The organism is Candidatus Competibacteraceae bacterium, assembly GCA_016713505.1.
Lineage (GTDB): Bacteria > Pseudomonadota > Gammaproteobacteria > Competibacterales > Competibacteraceae > Competibacter_A.
Genome location: JADJPA010000001.1, coordinates 1,394,984 through 1,410,465 on the forward strand (window position 1 = coordinate 1,394,984; position 15,482 = coordinate 1,410,465).

The window sequence follows — 15,482 nt, forward strand, 5'->3', positions numbered from 1 at the left end:
GAACGGTCAGCGGCCGGCGGCATCCAGCTTGCGCGCCCGCGCGGCGAAGGCGTTGACCATCGTCGCCGCCATTTGAGTCATCAGCGCCTCTCCCAGCGGTTTGAGCAGCAGCGAGCGCACCTCGCAATTGAGGCTGAATTCGGTGTGGCAAAACCCTTCCGGCGTCGGCTCGAACGACCAGCGAATCTCGAAGCGGCGGAAGCTGGGGTCCGTCGAGGTGACCGTGATCGTCTTGGGCCGTTCGAGTTCGGTGCGGGTTCGAAACCGGTGCCGCAACAGCCCCAACGCCATCACTTGTTCGGTTTCGTAATAGCTGGCCTGACAGTTGATAATTTTGGCGCTGCGGATCAGCGGCACGAATTCGGGATAGCGCTCGACGTCGGTGACGAGGTCGAACATGCGTTCGGGGGAAACCGCCACTACCCGGCTTTCGTGATGGGATGCGTGGGACATGCCGTGCGCGCCGCCTCATTATCAGATGGACCGGTGGAGCCAGTCCGCTCTTTCCTGCTAACACCAGTCAATAGTAGGGAAATTACGCTATTTGTCCATGATGCCCGCCGACCGGCAGCCGCGCCGGCCAGCATCGCCGCCGCAATTTACCCTTCTCGCTTCAAGCAAAAATCCGAACAAACCGGAATTGTGATCCATCCCCTATCGCAACCGGTCAGGAACCCAGCATCATCGGCCGCTGCATTCCGCACGATACCGCCACCTTTGCAACGCTCCATCAAATCTTGAACGTCAATTAATTAGGGCATATCGCTTACCTTAAAGGATTAAACTATTTATTAGTGGAAACCGCTAACTTATACTCAGATCCTGATAGTGCATCTGATCTGAGCTATAGCACTGCATTATAAATATTGCATCGCAAAAACCAGTTTGTTCGGTTTGAGATTGTTCATTGTTAGGGGGTTGGCGTGGGATGCGGGGAGCGCGAACGGTAACGAATCAGCACATCCAGCGTGATCGGTTTGAGCCAGTGCAAGAACCACGCTTGAATCAAACCTTTTGGAAGGAACGGGCGTTAAGGACCGCGGAATCGGATCTTCTGACTGCCCGGCAACCCGATGGATCAACCAGAATCGCACGGCGTTTTTAGCAGGCTTCCACAGGAAACGACTTTTCTAACGCTTTAAAATTGAGGAGCTTACTTTATGGCTACAAAAAATTCGTCGTCGAATTGCTCGGCGCTGACGGAAAGGGTGTGAGCGGCGTACCGGTCAAAGCCAGCGGCTGTATGGAACTCGTTTCCAGCCCCGTGGGCACCGTGCTTTTCCTGACCGACGAATCTCAGGTGACGGTCACCATCAGCGGCAAAGACGTTTTCAAAGCCGCGATAAACGCCGTTCCTGATCGGCTTGTCTTCGTTCAGGATGGCGGTGGTTGGAAACAAAAATAGAAAAGTGATCGTTGTTACAGCAAAAAACGGGGAATGTTGTCAGGACATCCCCCGTTTTTAATCCGCCCTCGATCAAGCGTGGGCGGCGCGCTTCCACGCGAGCGCCTTGAACCATCGTCCTGACAAGCTCTCGCGTCCCTGAAGTTCGGCAGGCTCGACCTTAGCCCTTTTTGAACCGTTTCCGGCCGGGCTTTTTTAGGCTGTGCTGGCCGTCAGCGCAGGGTCACAAAATGCGTTTTACTAGCCAACACGTCTTCCAGATGCCGCCATATATTCGGGCAGAACTTGGAGATCACCGCCGCGAGCGGCAGCGCCAACAACCCCGCGCCGACCAGGGCGACGATCCAAAAACCCGCGAACGGGGCCAGCGCGATAACCAGAACGGCGAATGCTACGAGTTTAACTAGGTCTTTCATGATCGCTACGTCGTGGAAACCCCGTCGCTCGGAACGCAGACCACGCACGCCCTCTTTTCTTTAAGTGTTAAAAGCTCTTTTTTGGACGGCTCCGGGGATCACCCATGAGACTGTCGCCTTGCAAGCGCCGCCTCCCAGCGTGAGGACCACGCCCGAATGCTCATGAATAGAGCAATTTAGCTTTGCACTAGAGGGCTGATTGCCAAACTCGAAAACAAAAACTTGCGCTCAAACCCCAATAGTGCCACTGGATTGGGATATAGCTTACCATAAAAGATGCTGCGTTGCAATATTTTTTGCGATTCTGGATCAGCAAGCTTTGAAGATGTCAAGCTTGAAATCGAGTTCGATTAGCGAGTACGAGTCTTTCCTCGGATATTTCGACTGTAGACCCCTCTTCTCTGCTACCCCTATCAACCAGCTTTCTTGCCTTTGAGGAAATGCATTTATTAGGCCAGCCTGATATTGACGGATCGAGTGCAGCCCCATAATCTTACTTTGATCTTACCGGCGGAGGTGGCACCAGTAGAAACGACTAAACTGTCCAGTAAAGGCCAAGTGATCATACCGAAACATATTAGAGAATCTCATCGCTGGGATACTGGCCTCGAACTGCAAGTAATTGAATTTGATGGCGATATATTACTGAAACCTAAAGCCGCTTTCGAGCAAACCACCATTGATGACGTCGCTGGATGCCTGCACTCTATAGCGGCCCTAAAAAATGGACGAAAACATTCAGGACGCAATAAAGCAAGCGGTAAGGAAAGTTTGGCGTGATAGCGATTGACACCAACATCATCGTCCGCCTTTTAACCAAGGACGATACGAAGCAATACCACATCTGCCGCAAGCTGTTTGAAGCCGAGGAAATTTATATATCCGATACCGTCATTCTGGAAACAGAATGGGTCCTGCGTTTTGCATATGAGTTTGAGCCTATTGAAGTCGGTAGTGCTTTTCGAAAGTTATTTGGCCTACCCAACGTAAAACTATCTAATAATTACATCATCGCTCAAGCCATAAACTGGCATGAACAAGGATTAGATTTTACAGATGCATTTCATCTGGCTCTAAGCCAAAGTATCCCCACACTCAAAACGTTTGACGGCGAGTTCATTAAGAAATCAAAAGATCTTTCGAAACGCGCTGTTCAAAAACCCTGACGACCAAGCTCAGCCGCCGGCGTCAGCCGGTCGGCTGGAGTGCCTTGTTAGGCGGTTTGAAGCTTCGGCTATCTCTAGTAGATACCGAAGTGCTTTGTTGACAGCTTCGTCGTTTGGGAAAGCTTGCGCAATATCTGGTTCAAGGAGGACAACATTGCTTTCTTCTTTGATGCGATTCGCGTATTTGCCACGCACAATTTCCCCAAAATCAGACCTTTTATATTCAGGGCGAAGCTCGTCCGCCATTTCTGACTTAACCTTCTTCATAAATTTGCCTCTCAGCATTTGTTGCTAATCGTGCGGATATGATTCGAATCGAATTTCCGTGCTCCGTATGAGATACAGCAAGCAAACGGCCCCGCGAGGAAACGCCAAATGTCACAAAACGGTCTTCATCTTCCGAATGATCAGGATCGTGCGCAGTAGCAGAAAAAGTATCGCGCAATGCGCTAGATGCTTCTTCAAAGCTGACACCGTGCTTGCGGTGGTTTGCCGCAGCCTTTTTCGTATCCCACAGAAAGCTCATAACTACCCAACGACTGCTAAACCGATTTTAAATGTTGGGTTGCCAAAACGATGGCAATTCAACCTATGCGCTACGCGGCTAAAAAAATAGCAACCTGACTCACCCAACCATTACAAGCTCGCTCCTCTTATTTTTCCTGTCAAAAACCATCAATTTTTTACTGACTTGGCATCAATAGGCAATGCAGATAATATGTGTTTTCTCAATAAATTTGGAATATTCACCCTCGAAAATAACTACCTTTGATTTGTAGTGAATAACGTTGTCTCGGTCATTTCTTAGGCGAGTGATCCAAGGCGTGGCATCGGAGAACGCAGTCGTCAATTCGGAATAGGTTGATGCATTAGCCGTCAAATACTCAGTCAGCAAGAAAACTGACATTTCGCGGTTCCGTGGATGCGTGCCGCCACGTGGGCCTTTTAGCCCTCTCGTGTTTTTGGGCAGAAGCTGCCAAATGACGTAGGCAATATCATTCAGCACGATACGAAACCGAATGATGAAGCTTTCAACGTCAGCATCCAAGAATGGACGTTCCTCTCGTTTAAGGTCGATGACCGACATGATTCGCTCGTAGCAGCCAAACAACCGTGTAAGAGACCAGAACAGTGTTCCTGTGTTGAAGTGATGAGGGTTCTCGTGTTCGCCAAAGCCGACGGCATCCAGCGACTCAAAGAGCGGAACGTATAGTGAGTGAGGGTCGTCAGATTGTGGCATAACGTCTTAGTTCAGCGGCGCCGAGCGCAGCGAGGGAACCCAAAAGCGAAGCTTTTGGGCGTCCGCTGCAACTAACTGTTAGGCGACTGGAATTAGAATAGGAATTTTGTATTTTGTTGCACTTGTAGATTGAATCCACACAAGCTGACGGGAAAGGAAAAATAAGACATGCTATGTTTGCCCACCTTTCGACAACCCGTTAATCCCAGCATACTACGGAGTGCTGAGCAATGCCATCCTGTGCGGATCACGGAGCAGAAAGTAACCATGGTTGTAGCACATCAAAGTTGAATTTGGGCATATTACTCAAGCGGGTCTTCCAGATCATTAACTGGGTTTGGAATATCCTCCAGAATTTCTTCTCTGTCGCAATTTTTAAGAAAGAAATACAGGGACGAATCGATAATCTTCATTACCTTACCTCCACGATCGTAGTCCACGAATGGCGGTTGTATCTTTTTGCTGATTTGGTGCTGGGTGATATTGTGGAGGAATGCCCCTAGATCGCTTGATCTCACGTCGTCCGGTCGGTGGTGGATGTTCCGAATTTCTTCTAGCAGCACGGCTCGTGATAGTCCTTTTTGGATGTCATCAAACGCATGGGTTAGTAGCAGTCTAATAAAATAATAAGGGTAGGCGAGGGAAGGCTTCCCGCTTTGAGTACTCGTCCGGACTCGAATGTCCACAAATGACTCAAAGTTTCTGATATGTCGTGCGCCATACTCCTTGGCCTTTTGCGCTAGTGCATCCTTCAAATGTTGTTCTGTGATTTCAACGCAGCTATTAGCGGTTTCCACTACACCAGCATTTAGGCAGCATAGTTTACATATTTCTTGGACTACCCCGACGCTGTCGAATGAATCCTCGATAAGTTTGTCTCGAATGGCAGAAAAAGAAACATTTAACAATTTTTCGCCTACATTTATTAGTCGTCGGAAGTCGTTCTCTTCCCATGGCTCGACAGGCACCTCGGTAATTCTGTCGAGGAGATCTCCGTTAAATTGTGCAAGTCTATTAGCTTCACGCCAGATGCCTAGAACTATGAAAACGATATGGTGATCTTGGAATATTCTGAGATCGTAAGCGAGGGACTCTTGCACCTCGATCGAAAGGTAATGAAAGTTCTCTAGAATAATGAATTTGTCACAACTGTTAGTTTTGAGTAGTTCCGAAAGATCCTGGGCAAGGGAAAGATTATATTCGACGTATTGTTCAACTCTTTCGGTCGATTTTGAGCCCTTATCGTTCAATTCAGCGCTTACGTCGGTCCCGCCCAGAAAGGGGATTTTTACTTTAAATCCCGCACTGATCTTTCCGCCGTGCTCACTACCTTCTTCAAAGGTTTCAGACTCAATATAACGGATGTTTAACTGGCGAAGGATTGATTTGTATATATCGACTGGCTGTGTTTGTGGAGAGCATTCGACCTTCACATAATCTTCTTCTGAAAGGTGCTTAAGAATCAGCGAAGTCTTTCCTTGCTTAGATGATCCATAAACTACTACTTCGTTGTTACTGTCTAGCGCTGCCTTAAATCTAGCATCCACGACGTCGCGCTCAATGTATGACTTAACTAACGTACTCTTGACGCCGAAGACGTCCTCAGTCCGATGATTCACGCGGTTCTCTCCGTAAATATAACTCGTAGTTTTGGCTTCGGCTTTAAGACGCCTAATGGGGCGGCGGATAAGCCGCGAGGGCGAGAAAGCTGCAGGCTTTTTCGCCTGAAGTCGGCTTGATCCGCGTGGTTGTGCGGCGCTTCGCGCCGCGCAAGCCGCGGATGCTTATCCGCCGCCCCGTTGTCGCGGGCGCGAAGCGTCCGCGACAACAAGTGATTATATAGTTTCCGCCTATCCACGAAATTTCTTGCCGCACCAAGGATAAGCAGCTCATTCCAATAAATTTTATGGGCCGCAGATCCTCAATCGCAAACCGCTCCCCACTTCGAAAAGCAGCATCTAAATTCTACTCCACACCTCAATCAGCGCAACAATCCCCGCCAAGTCTCTCAACACAAGCAAAAACCCAGCCCCCGCAACTCCCCTGCCACTTTTTCAACGGCCTTTCCGACCGCTGCCCTGACTTCGGGCGACAACTCAATCCCCAACTCCAGATCCAATGGCACGACGCCGATTAGCGTGACGGCGCGCGGCGCTTCATCGCTCAGCGTCAACGTCGCCAGCACATCGGCCAAACCGAGTTGATGGGGAGAAAAGCGGGTTTGAAACAGGGCGGGAACTTCGGCGTTAGTAAGTTTGATCACCGTCCCTGGCGGCGCATCGTCCTTCACCGCATCGCAAATCACCAAATGGTCGCAACCGGCGATGACGTTCAACAACTCCATGCCGGCGGTGCCGCCATCGACCACCTCGACCTCCGGCGGCAAGACATAACGCTCGGCCAAAGCCTCGATGACCCTTACCCCGACCCCTTCATCGCGCAGCAGGATATTACCGAGGCCCAGCACCACCACCCGCATTCAGATCGCCTTGACCTGCACGATGGGCCGTCGCTTGGAATCGGCCAAATGAATCGCGCAGGCCAAGCACGGATCGAAGGAATGCACCGTGCGCAGCACCTCCAACGGCAATTCCGCGTTGGCGACCGGATTGTCGAACAACGACGCCTCATACGGACCCGGCGCGTCGTTGTCGTCGCGCGGGCCGGCGTTCCAAGTGCTCGGCACCACCGCTTGATAGTTCTTGATCTTGCCGTTTTCGATCACCGCCCAATGCGACAGCACCCCGCGCGGCGCTTCGTGATAGCCGAAACCGCGAATCTCGCCCTTGGGAAACACCGGCCGGTTAAAGGTATCGAAATCGCCCTTGGCGATATTATCGACCAACAATTGCCATTGATTTTGCAGCGATTCGAGCAGCACCGCGCAGCGCACCGCCCGCGCGGCGATCCGGCCGATGGTCGAATGCAGCGCCTCGACCGGAATCTTGCTGCCGGCCACCGTGCTGGCGATGTCGAGCACCCGGTTGAGGTGGCGCTTGGTCGGTTCGTGGCCGGCGGCGACCATGCCCAGCACGTTGGCCAACGGCCCAACTTGCACCCGTTTTTCGTAAAAGGTCGGGGCCTTGACCCAGGAATATTTGCCGTTGTCCTGAAAATCGGTGTGATGGGGATGGGTCTGGCCGTCGTAGGGGTGGCGCGCGCCATCGCCGCCCTTGTATTGGTACCAGGCATGTTTGACGCTTTCCTTGACCCCGTCGCGGAAAAAAGCGTCTTGATAGCTGGTGATCGGCTTGAAGCTTGCCAGATCGCCCTTGGCGATGAAGCCGCCGGGCAGTTCAAAGCGAGTGCCCTTGGTGTCCAGCGGCAGATCGGGCACCGACAGATAATCGGTGACGCCCGCGCCGTACTGGGTCCAATCGGCGTACAGCGCGCCGACGGCGGCCACATCGGGGATCATCGCTTGATTGATGAACTCGCCCAGCTTGTCGATCTCGGCCTTGATGGCGAACAACCGCTCCAAGGTCAGCGTGGATTGACTGTCGGGATTGATCGGATTGGCGACTCCACCGACCGCAAGATTTTGAATGTGCGGCGTTTTCGAGCCGAGAATGGCGACGATCCGATTGGCGATCCGCTGGTATTCGAGCGCCTGCAAATAATGGGTCGCGGCCAGCAGATTCACATCGGGCGGCAATTTCATCGCCGGATGGCCCCAGTAGCCGCTGGCGAACACCCCCAACTGGCCGGTGCCGACGAAGGCTTTCAACTTCTCTTGAATCTGGCGGATTTCCTGGACGCCGTTGCGCCGGTAGTCGGCCAAGCTCGCGCCGAGCTTGGCCGCGCCTTCGGGGCTGCCGGACAAGGCGGATACGATATCGACCCAATCGAGCGCCGCCAGTTGGTAAAAATGGACGATGTGATCGTGGATGCCGTGCGCCGCGACGATCATGTTGCGGATGTATTGGGCGTTGAGCGGCACCTCTAAAGCCAAGGCGTTTTCAATCGCCCGCACCGATACAATGGCGTGCACGGTGGTGCATACCCCGCAGATGCGCTGGGCGAAAATCCAGGCGTCGCGCGGGTCGCGGTCCTTGAGGATGATCTCGATGCCGCGCCACATCTGCCCCGACGACCACGCATTGGTAACCTTGCCGTTGTCCACCTCGCAGTCGATGCGCAAGTGGCCTTCGATGCGGGTGATGGGATCGATGGTGATTCGGGTCATGACGGCCTCCCATAAGCTTCAACGGCACCGCCATGCAGCACCGGCAGGGTCTTGATGAACAGCAGATAGAGCATGATTTCCAGACAGACGATGCCGATGGTGATCAGCAGTTCCGGCGCGGACGGGAAATACGTCCAACCGTTGCCGGGTTGCAGAGTAATCAAATAGGAATCAATACGATACAGCGAACCGGCGGCCAAAATGCACACCGCCCCAATAAACTGCCAGCGCTGGCTCCAACGGCGCTCCGACAGCAGCACGAACACCGGCGCGAGGAACAGCGCGCTCTCGATCAAAAACAGATTGCCGTTCAAATCGCCGGCGACGGCCGCGCCGAGCTGGCCGCGATACATCAGATCGGTCCAGCGCAACACCGAAAAGCCGATTAACAATCCGGCGGCGACGCGCGAGAGCCGAGCGAACAGCCTCACTTCCGACGGCGTATTAAAAGCGCGATGGACCAGCGTCGCCTCCAGCATCACCACCCCGTAGCCCATCGCCAGCGCCGAACTCAAAAACAGCAAGGGCAGCCACGGCGTGTTCCACAACGGCGGCAGCTTGTAGCCGAGAATCAGCAGCACCGTGCCGAGCGAGGATTGATGCATGGTCGGCAGCAATACGCCAAGCGCCACCAGCACGTACATGTAGCGCTTCAAAAACGCCTGCAATTTATCCAGGCCGTAGCGCTGTTTGAAACCGAGCGGCATCCGCTCCAGAAAAGCGGGCCAAAATTCCAGCCACAACACGGTGACGTAGGCCATAACGCACAAGCCCACCTCCAGAATCACCGAGTTGGGCTGGGCGTACCAAGGCATCAGCAGGTGGAAGGCGTGCCAGTAGCGACCTAAATCGATCATCACCGCCAGACCGCCCAGGGTGTAGCCGAACACTCCGCCGAGCAGGGCCGGACGCATCAGCGGGTGATAGGCGTTGCGGTTGAAAATGTAGATCAGCAAGGCCATGGCGAAGCCGCCGCAGCCGAAGGCGGTACCGATCACCACATCCAACACCACCCAGGTGCCGATGGGAAAACCGTTGTTCATGTTAGACACGTCGCCCATCCCGAACAGAAAGCGCCGGGCGATGAAATAGGCCGAAATCAACACGAACAGGCCGAGAATCAGAAAAGGCTTGGTGACCACTTTGCCGCCGAGCGGCCGGTGAACGACGGCGCTCATGTCGGCCGATCCTCCTCGTTTTTACCTTCGTCGTCTTTCTTGACGCTGCGGCGGGCCAGCATCACCAAGCCGCCGAATAGAGCCAGCGGTGCGATCATGCCTTTATAAATCGTATGCTGGACGCCTTCCGTCACGGCGGCCGAGGAATGATCGGGCAATATCGGCAAGCCCAGATTTTCGTGCGGCACGCCAGTCAAATAGCGCACTTGCGTCCCGCCAGATTCCTTTTCGCCGTAGATGTGCGGTTTGTATGCACCAACCGGCGCGGCGTTGGGGGCGCGGTCGCCGCCCAACAAGCCACGCGGAAAGTCGTATACCTCGCCCGGCTTGAGCGCCAGACGCTGTTCGGCTTCCTTTTGCAAATCCTCAACCCAACCGAACAGCGACGCGCCGGTCGGACACACATCGCAACAGGCCGGAATTCGACTGTTTTTCCACAGTTCGGTGGCTGAGGCGCTGCCGGCGTGCGCCGTTCCCGCCATCGCCTCGGAAAACAGGGGGTTATCCTTCAACAGATGATGGCAAAACTGGCATTTAGAAATTTGACCCAAGGCATCGTCGAACTGGTAGTGCGGAACGTTAAACGGACAGCCCAGCACGCAATAGCGACAGCCGATACAGGCGTCGGGATCGTGAGTGACGATGCCGGTAATCGGATTTTTTTGCATCGCGCTGACCGGACACACCGACACGCAGGACGGGTCGAGACAATGCAGGCAATGCCGTTTGACGAAGGCGTAGCCGTTCACTTCGCGGTCTTTTTGCGCCATCGTGCCGTTTTGATAGACGCGGATCACGTTCAAGGTCTTACCGGACAGATCCTCGGCGGTATCCCAGGTGCCTTCGTTCCAACCGGCCAGGGCTTGCGGCTGCTCGACCGGCATCCCGTTGGCGTCCTTGCAGGCGCTGACGCAGGCTTTACAACCGATGCACTGGGTCGAGTCATACAGCATTCCGATGGCTTTGGGCGGCAACGGTTTGTTTTCGCGCGGCGCGAACGGCGCGGCGGCGTCCGCGACCGACGCGGCGGCGGTGGCGACCGCCCCGGCCGCGCCTTGCAAAAATTGTCGGCGGCTCAGGCTCATGGCGCACCTCTCAGGATTGCTCGCCCGAATCGGCGTCGGTTTTCGACTTGCCGTCCATGCCGCGCAAGGCCATCGCGCCCGCGCCGACCGCCAAACCGGCGACCCCGCCGATCACGGCGGCGGCCCCGGCGCTGATCCCCTCGCCTTTCAGCGAATCCACCGCCGGGAACGCGGTCGGCGGCGCGTAGGTATGCACGGTGGCCAGCGCGTGGATCGGCTTGGTGAAACCGATGCCTTGCTCGGTGCAGCCGAAGCAGGGATGACCCGTACCCACCGGCCAGTTGCCCTCGCCGACATCGCCGAAGCCGATGGACGGGCAATTGGCGTAGGTCTCCGGCCCTTTGCAGCCGAGCTTGTAAAGACAAAAACCCTGGCGATGGCCGTAGTCGCCGAACTCCAGGGCAAAGCGCCCGGCGTCGAAGTGTGGTCGCCGTTCGCAGTTTTCGTGGATCAGTCGACCGTAGGCGAATTTGGGCCGGTTCTTGGTGTCCAGCGCCGGCGGCTTGCCGAAGGTTAATAAATAAAGCACGGTCGAGAGGAAGTTGTAGGGGTTGGGCGGACAACCGGGGATGTTGATGACGGTCTTGCCCGGCAAGACCTCATGCACCGGCTTGGCGTGGGTGGGGTTGGGATCGCTCGACGGAATCCCACCCCACGAGGCGCACGAGCCGATGCCGATGATCGCCGCCGCGCCTTCCGCCGCTTCCTTGACCGCCTCCAAAATCGGCTTGCCGGCGACCATGCAGTAAATCCCACCGTCCCTGGTAGGAATCGAACCGTCCACCACCAACACGAACTTGCCCCAGTTCTCCTTGATCGACTTGGCTTTGTACGCCTCGGCCTGATGGCCGGCTCCCGCGCACAGGGCCTCGTGATAATCGAGGGAGATCATGTCGAGGATCAGCGCTTCGAGGCTGGGGTGATACGCGCGCAGCAGCGATTCGGTGCAGCCGGTGCATTCCTGGGCCGACAGCCAGATCACCGGCGGCCTCGCCTTGGCGGTGGCCGCCTCCGCGATGCGGATGCCCATCAGCGCCGACAGGCCCAAGGTCGCCGCGACGCCGGTGCAGTATTTCAGGAACTGGCGGCGGGTCAGCCCGCCCAGCGCCCCCTCGTAACCATCGGGATTGGTGATCTCGTAAGCATCGAGATCGAGATCGTTGACATCATGCATGAACGCGCGCCCCCCGCTACCGAAGCTAACATTCAAAAGTTAGCCGGGCGTTGCGGGGGCACTTTGATGATCGTCAATTTTCCTCTGGAATTTTTCTTACAATCGAATTTCGCCCAGTACTATCCGGTCGAAGACCCGCTGTTCGGCAAAAACCAACTGATGGACAAGCGGGGCGCGGGCGTCCGGCTGATCTTGAAGCGCAGCGAGGCGCTTTCCGGCAAACGTCCGGTTTACCAAAACTTAAGCGACATGGAACTGAAGCTGACGATCTTTGCCGCGCCGCCGGCCCAACAGGACGCGACAACCGACGCACTCAACCCAACAGCGACGGCCTGATTTCGTCGAGCAGGGAATCGGGCTGCGCGACATGGACGGTCCGACCGGAGAACCGGGCGATGCCGTCTTCCTCAAGCCGGCTGATGATCCGCGACAGGGTTTCGTGACGCGCGCCGATCATCGAGGCCAGATCGCGGCGCGACAGCGGCAACTGCATCACCCGGCTGCCGTCAGCTCCAGCGCGGCCGTGGCGATCCATCAACACCGACAGCAGATGCACGAACTTAGTCCGGTTGGAAAACGTGGCGTTTTGGACCAGTTTGGCGTGCGCGTCGTCGAGATCGGCGGCGACCCGCCGCACGAACTCCAAACCCAAGGCGGGATTTTTATCGAGCAGCGTCCTCACGACGTGCTTGTCGATGAAACACACCTTGCCAGGCCCCAGCGCTTCGGCGTTATGCCGGCGATTCTCGCCCAGCAACAAACCCCGATAACCCAAGGTGTCGCCCGGATAGCCGAGCTGGACCAGCACGGCGTTGCCGCCGTCATCGACCTTGCGGATCGCGACCGTACCCGAGACGATGCAATAAATTCCGTGACTCGGTTCGCCCGCTGAAAAAATTGGTTCGCCGGTCTGATACAGCCGACATTTCTTGGCCTGGGTGAGCAACCTGATCTCGTCATCGGCCAGCACGCGCCATTCAGTCTGCTCGCGCCATTCGCATTCAAAACAACTGGCGCCGGGTATCGATCTGCGTCGCTCCACCGTCAACGCCCTCCTGCTCGCTTTCACGTTATCGAATTGATGTGTTCGCTCGTCGCTCCATCCGATTGGGCTTACAAAATGGCTGTGAATTTTAGGACTATAGTTATAGTGATAGAGACAACTATAGTTCAGTAATTGCTGAAGGAGGACGACCCATGCCGCAGGCGCTGTTGCGACCGATTCTGGCGATCGCGGTTTCCTTTTTGATTTTCGTGGGCGTTTTGTGGGTCATCGATCCCGTCGGCGGCTTTTTCACGTTGGTCGGTCCCGCTTCCACCGATCAAACTTATCGCTACGCGGCTAAGCCCGCTGGCTTGGATACCCCCGCCGGCCAGTGCGTGGTCTGTCACAGCATCGAAAAAAATGGTCCGATGCGCTCCGCACCTAATCTTTGGGGCATCGTCGGCGCTCCGAAAGGCAGGGTAAAGGGTTACGGCTATTCCCGCGCCTTGCTGGAAGCCGGCGGCGTCTGGACCGAACGGGAATTGCACGAGTATTTGACCGCGCCCGATAAATTCCTGCCCGGCACCAAGAAAACGCTGTTGGGTTTGCCGGACGAGAAGGAACGGGCCGAACTGATTTCGTTTCTCGCCACCCTCAAGGATTGACGCGGGTTCGAGCGTCGCTTTTAACGCCTCAACGCTGGCGCGCGATACAAAATATAAAATATCTTGAGTCCGCTCATAACCCTACACTCGCCTCATCGTCACCTTCGTTAGGAGATGCATTCATGCAGCCACTTTCTTTCGGCTATCGCGGCTCGTTCGCTCTAGCGCTGCTGGTCGCCAGCGGCGTCGCTCAGGCTCACACTTTCGGACTGCCTCACATGGATTTCGCGACGGGATTCATCCATCCCATCGGTGGCCTGGATCACGTTTTAGCGATGGTTGCGGTCGGTTTGTGGGCCACGCAACTGAGCGGGCGGGCGCTCTGGTCGGTGCCTCTGACCTTCGTGCTGACGATGGCTATCGGCGGCGCATTCGGCTTTCTCGGCGTTCGGTTGCCGTTGGTGGAAACCGGCATCGCCGGTTCGGTGCTGGTGCTAGGCGTTTTAGTCGCGCTGGCTTCGCGCTTGCCGCTGATGGCCAGCATGACGCTGGCCGGGGTGTTCGCCGTTTTCCACGGCTACGCGCACGGGGCGGAAATGGCGGTTGAATCGAGCGCGCTGTGGTACAGCCTGGGCTTCTTGTTGGCGACCGCGCTGTTGCACGGCGCGGGCGTCGGCCTCGGCCTGCTGGCCTGGCGCGGTGCGGCGGCGCGGTGGTTGCGCCTCAGCGGCGCGGCCATCGCGGCCGGCGGCGCACTGTTGCTGGTCGGGTGATTGCGACTTATTTCATCGGCTCCCGCCGGCGTGGAGAGGGATTAAGTCCCGATTTCATGCACGAATTTTCGCTGTGCGAAGGCATCATCGAAGCCATCACCACCCAAACCCGGCAACAAGGCTTCAGCCGGGTGCGGCGGGTGTGGCTGGAAATCGGCGCGCTGGCGAATGTCGAACTGGATGCCTTGCGCTTTGCCTTTGAAGTCGTGCGCGCTAACACGGTCGCGGCGGCGGCGGAATTGGACATCATCACCCTGCCGGGCCGCGCGTGGTGTCTGAATTGCATGCGAACGATAGCGGTCGACGAACTGTACGATCCATGCCCGCTCTGCGGCGGTTATCAATGGCGGCTGACCGGCGGTAACGAAATGCGAATCAAGGAGTTGGAGGTCGAATAAATGTGTGCTACTTGCGGTTGCGGCGAAAGCGAGCCGGTCGCCCATTCCCATTCCCAGGCTCACGATTCCACCCACGAGCACGCGGGCGGCTTGGTTCACGACCACGCCCACGAACATCCGCGCCGGATCAGTTTGGAACAGGACATTCTGGCGAAAAACGCCGAATTCGCCGCCGGCAACCGACGACTGTTCGCGGATCGCGGCATGTTCGTGCTGAATCTGGTCTCCAGCCCCGGCTCCGGCAAGACCACGCTGTTGACGCAAACGGTTCGCTCGTTGGGCGACGCCTTTCCCGTCACGGTGATCGGCGGGGACCAGCAAACCGCCCGCGACGCCGAGCGCATCCGCGCCGCCGGCGCGCCGGCGGTGCAGATCAACACCGGCAAAGGTTGCCATCTCGACGCCCACGGCGTCGGCCACGCGCTGGACCAATTGCCTCTAGCGGAAGGCGGCGTCTTGTTCGTCGAAAACGTCGGCAATTTGGTTTGTCCGGCCGATTTCGACCTCGGCGAAGCGGCTAAGGTGGTCATCCTGTCGGTGACCGAAGGCGAGGACAAGCCGCTGAAATATCCCAACATGTTCGCCGCCTCGCGCCTGATGCTGCTCAATAAGATCGACTTGTTGCCGCATGTGGATTTCGATGTGGAGCGCTGCATGGACTACGCGCGGCGGGTGAATCCCGACTTGCAAATCCTGCGCTTGTCCGCCCGCACCGGCGAGGGCATGGCGGCGTGGCTGGATTGGGTGCGCGCCGGCCAACGCAACGAATTGACGCAACATATCAACCGTCTGGAATCCGATCTGGCGGCGGCGCGGGCGCGCTTGATTCACGGCGGCGGCGAAATCCGCCGGACCATTATTTAGCGACCGC

Annotated in this window: 20 protein-coding genes; 8 read left to right on the forward strand and 12 right to left on the reverse strand. The window is 56.3% G+C overall.

Going from position 1 to position 15,482, the window contains the following annotated elements; all coding sequences use genetic code 11:
- Positions 1-6: 6 nt before the first annotated feature.
- Positions 7-453 carry a type II toxin-antitoxin system RatA family toxin gene (locus IPK09_06365; GenBank protein MBK7983241.1) on the reverse strand — a complete coding sequence of 149 codons (447 nt, stop codon included), beginning with the start codon at positions 451-453 and terminating at the stop codon, positions 7-9.
- 691 nt (positions 454-1,144) lie between these two features.
- On the opposite strand from IPK09_06365, the gene IPK09_06370 reads away from it, so the two are divergent.
- Complete coding sequence (locus tag IPK09_06370) at positions 1,145-1,405, forward strand: hypothetical protein (protein MBK7983242.1); 261 nt, start codon at positions 1,145-1,147, stop codon at positions 1,403-1,405.
- Positions 1,406-1,617: 212 nt separating this feature from the next.
- On the opposite strand, the gene IPK09_06375 is transcribed toward IPK09_06370, so the two are convergent.
- Positions 1,618-1,821 carry a hypothetical protein gene (locus IPK09_06375; protein MBK7983243.1) on the reverse strand — a complete coding sequence of 68 codons (204 nt, stop codon included), beginning with the start codon at positions 1,819-1,821 and terminating at the stop codon, positions 1,618-1,620.
- 516 nt (positions 1,822-2,337) lie between these two features.
- On the opposite strand from IPK09_06375, the gene IPK09_06380 reads away from it, so the two are divergent.
- Positions 2,338-2,601, forward strand: coding sequence for an AbrB/MazE/SpoVT family DNA-binding domain-containing protein (locus IPK09_06380; GenBank protein ID MBK7983244.1), 264 nt, complete (start codon positions 2,338-2,340; stop codon positions 2,599-2,601).
- Positions 2,598-2,987 carry a type II toxin-antitoxin system VapC family toxin gene (locus IPK09_06385; protein ID MBK7983245.1) on the forward strand — a complete coding sequence of 130 codons (390 nt, stop codon included), beginning with the start codon at positions 2,598-2,600 and terminating at the stop codon, positions 2,985-2,987. The genes IPK09_06380 and IPK09_06385 overlap by 4 nt, the downstream gene beginning before the upstream one ends.
- Before the next feature lie 9 nt (positions 2,988-2,996).
- Here the strand turns inward: IPK09_06385 and IPK09_06390 are convergent, their stop codons facing one another.
- The 9 genes from IPK09_06390 to IPK09_06430 form a co-directional block, all read right to left on the reverse strand.
- Positions 2,997-3,233 (reverse strand): hypothetical protein, encoded by a 237-nt coding sequence (locus IPK09_06390; protein ID MBK7983246.1) that lies wholly within the window; start codon positions 3,231-3,233, stop codon positions 2,997-2,999.
- Between the two features lie 7 nt (positions 3,234-3,240).
- Positions 3,241-3,513: a BrnT family toxin gene (locus IPK09_06395; GenBank protein ID MBK7983247.1), complete on the reverse strand. Its 273-nt coding sequence runs from the start codon at positions 3,511-3,513 to the stop codon at positions 3,241-3,243.
- A 171-nt stretch (positions 3,514-3,684) separates the two neighbouring features.
- A complete protein-coding gene (locus IPK09_06400) occupies positions 3,685-4,074 on the reverse strand; it encodes a hypothetical protein (GenBank protein MBK7983248.1) in 390 nt (129 codons plus the stop codon).
- A 455-nt stretch (positions 4,075-4,529) separates the two neighbouring features.
- Positions 4,530-5,846, reverse strand: coding sequence for a hypothetical protein (locus tag IPK09_06405; protein ID MBK7983249.1), 1,317 nt, complete (start codon positions 5,844-5,846; stop codon positions 4,530-4,532).
- 389 nt (positions 5,847-6,235) lie between these two features.
- Positions 6,236-6,706 carry a HyaD/HybD family hydrogenase maturation endopeptidase gene (locus tag IPK09_06410; protein ID MBK7983250.1) on the reverse strand — a complete coding sequence of 157 codons (471 nt, stop codon included), beginning with the start codon at positions 6,704-6,706 and terminating at the stop codon, positions 6,236-6,238.
- Positions 6,707-8,413: a nickel-dependent hydrogenase large subunit gene (locus IPK09_06415; protein ID MBK7983251.1), complete on the reverse strand. Its 1,707-nt coding sequence runs from the start codon at positions 8,411-8,413 to the stop codon at positions 6,707-6,709.
- Positions 8,410-9,591, reverse strand: a complete 1,182-nt coding sequence (hybB, locus tag IPK09_06420; protein MBK7983252.1) for a Ni/Fe-hydrogenase cytochrome b subunit — start codon at positions 9,589-9,591, stop codon at positions 8,410-8,412. Before hybB ends, IPK09_06415 begins: the two co-directional genes overlap by 4 nt.
- Positions 9,588-10,676 carry a hydrogenase 2 operon protein HybA gene (gene hybA / locus IPK09_06425; GenBank protein MBK7983253.1) on the reverse strand — a complete coding sequence of 363 codons (1,089 nt, stop codon included), beginning with the start codon at positions 10,674-10,676 and terminating at the stop codon, positions 9,588-9,590. The genes hybB and hybA overlap by 4 nt, the downstream gene beginning before the upstream one ends.
- Positions 10,677-10,686: 10 nt before the next feature.
- Positions 10,687-11,850, reverse strand: coding sequence for a hydrogenase small subunit (locus IPK09_06430; protein ID MBK7983254.1), 1,164 nt, complete (start codon positions 11,848-11,850; stop codon positions 10,687-10,689).
- A gap of 66 nt (positions 11,851-11,916) precedes the next feature.
- Here IPK09_06430 and IPK09_06435 point away from each other — a divergent pair, with 66 nt between their 5' ends.
- Complete coding sequence (locus IPK09_06435) at positions 11,917-12,186, forward strand: hypothetical protein (GenBank protein MBK7983255.1); 270 nt, start codon at positions 11,917-11,919, stop codon at positions 12,184-12,186.
- Here IPK09_06435 and IPK09_06440 read toward each other — a convergent pair.
- Positions 12,164-12,892: a Crp/Fnr family transcriptional regulator gene (locus IPK09_06440; GenBank protein MBK7983256.1), complete on the reverse strand. Its 729-nt coding sequence runs from the start codon at positions 12,890-12,892 to the stop codon at positions 12,164-12,166. The genes IPK09_06435 and IPK09_06440 overlap by 23 nt on opposite strands.
- Before the next feature lie 155 nt (positions 12,893-13,047).
- Here IPK09_06440 and IPK09_06445 point away from each other — a divergent pair, with 155 nt between their 5' ends.
- The 4 genes from IPK09_06445 to hypB all read left to right on the forward strand — a co-directional run bounded on the left by IPK09_06445 (position 13,048) and on the right by hypB (position 15,475).
- Positions 13,048-13,500, forward strand: a complete 453-nt coding sequence (locus IPK09_06445) for a hypothetical protein (protein ID MBK7983257.1) — start codon at positions 13,048-13,050, stop codon at positions 13,498-13,500.
- Between the two features lie 122 nt (positions 13,501-13,622).
- On the forward strand, positions 13,623-14,213 hold the full coding sequence (locus IPK09_06450; protein ID MBK7983258.1) for a HupE/UreJ family protein: 591 nt from the start codon (positions 13,623-13,625) through the stop codon (positions 14,211-14,213).
- A gap of 56 nt (positions 14,214-14,269) precedes the next feature.
- Entirely contained in the window at positions 14,270-14,611 is a 342-nt protein-coding gene (hypA, locus tag IPK09_06455) for a hydrogenase maturation nickel metallochaperone HypA (protein MBK7983259.1), read from the forward strand.
- Positions 14,612-15,475: a hydrogenase nickel incorporation protein HypB gene (gene hypB / locus IPK09_06460; GenBank protein MBK7983260.1), complete on the forward strand. Its 864-nt coding sequence runs from the start codon at positions 14,612-14,614 to the stop codon at positions 15,473-15,475. It abuts the gene before it with no gap.
- The last annotated feature ends 7 nt before the right edge of the window (positions 15,476-15,482 follow it).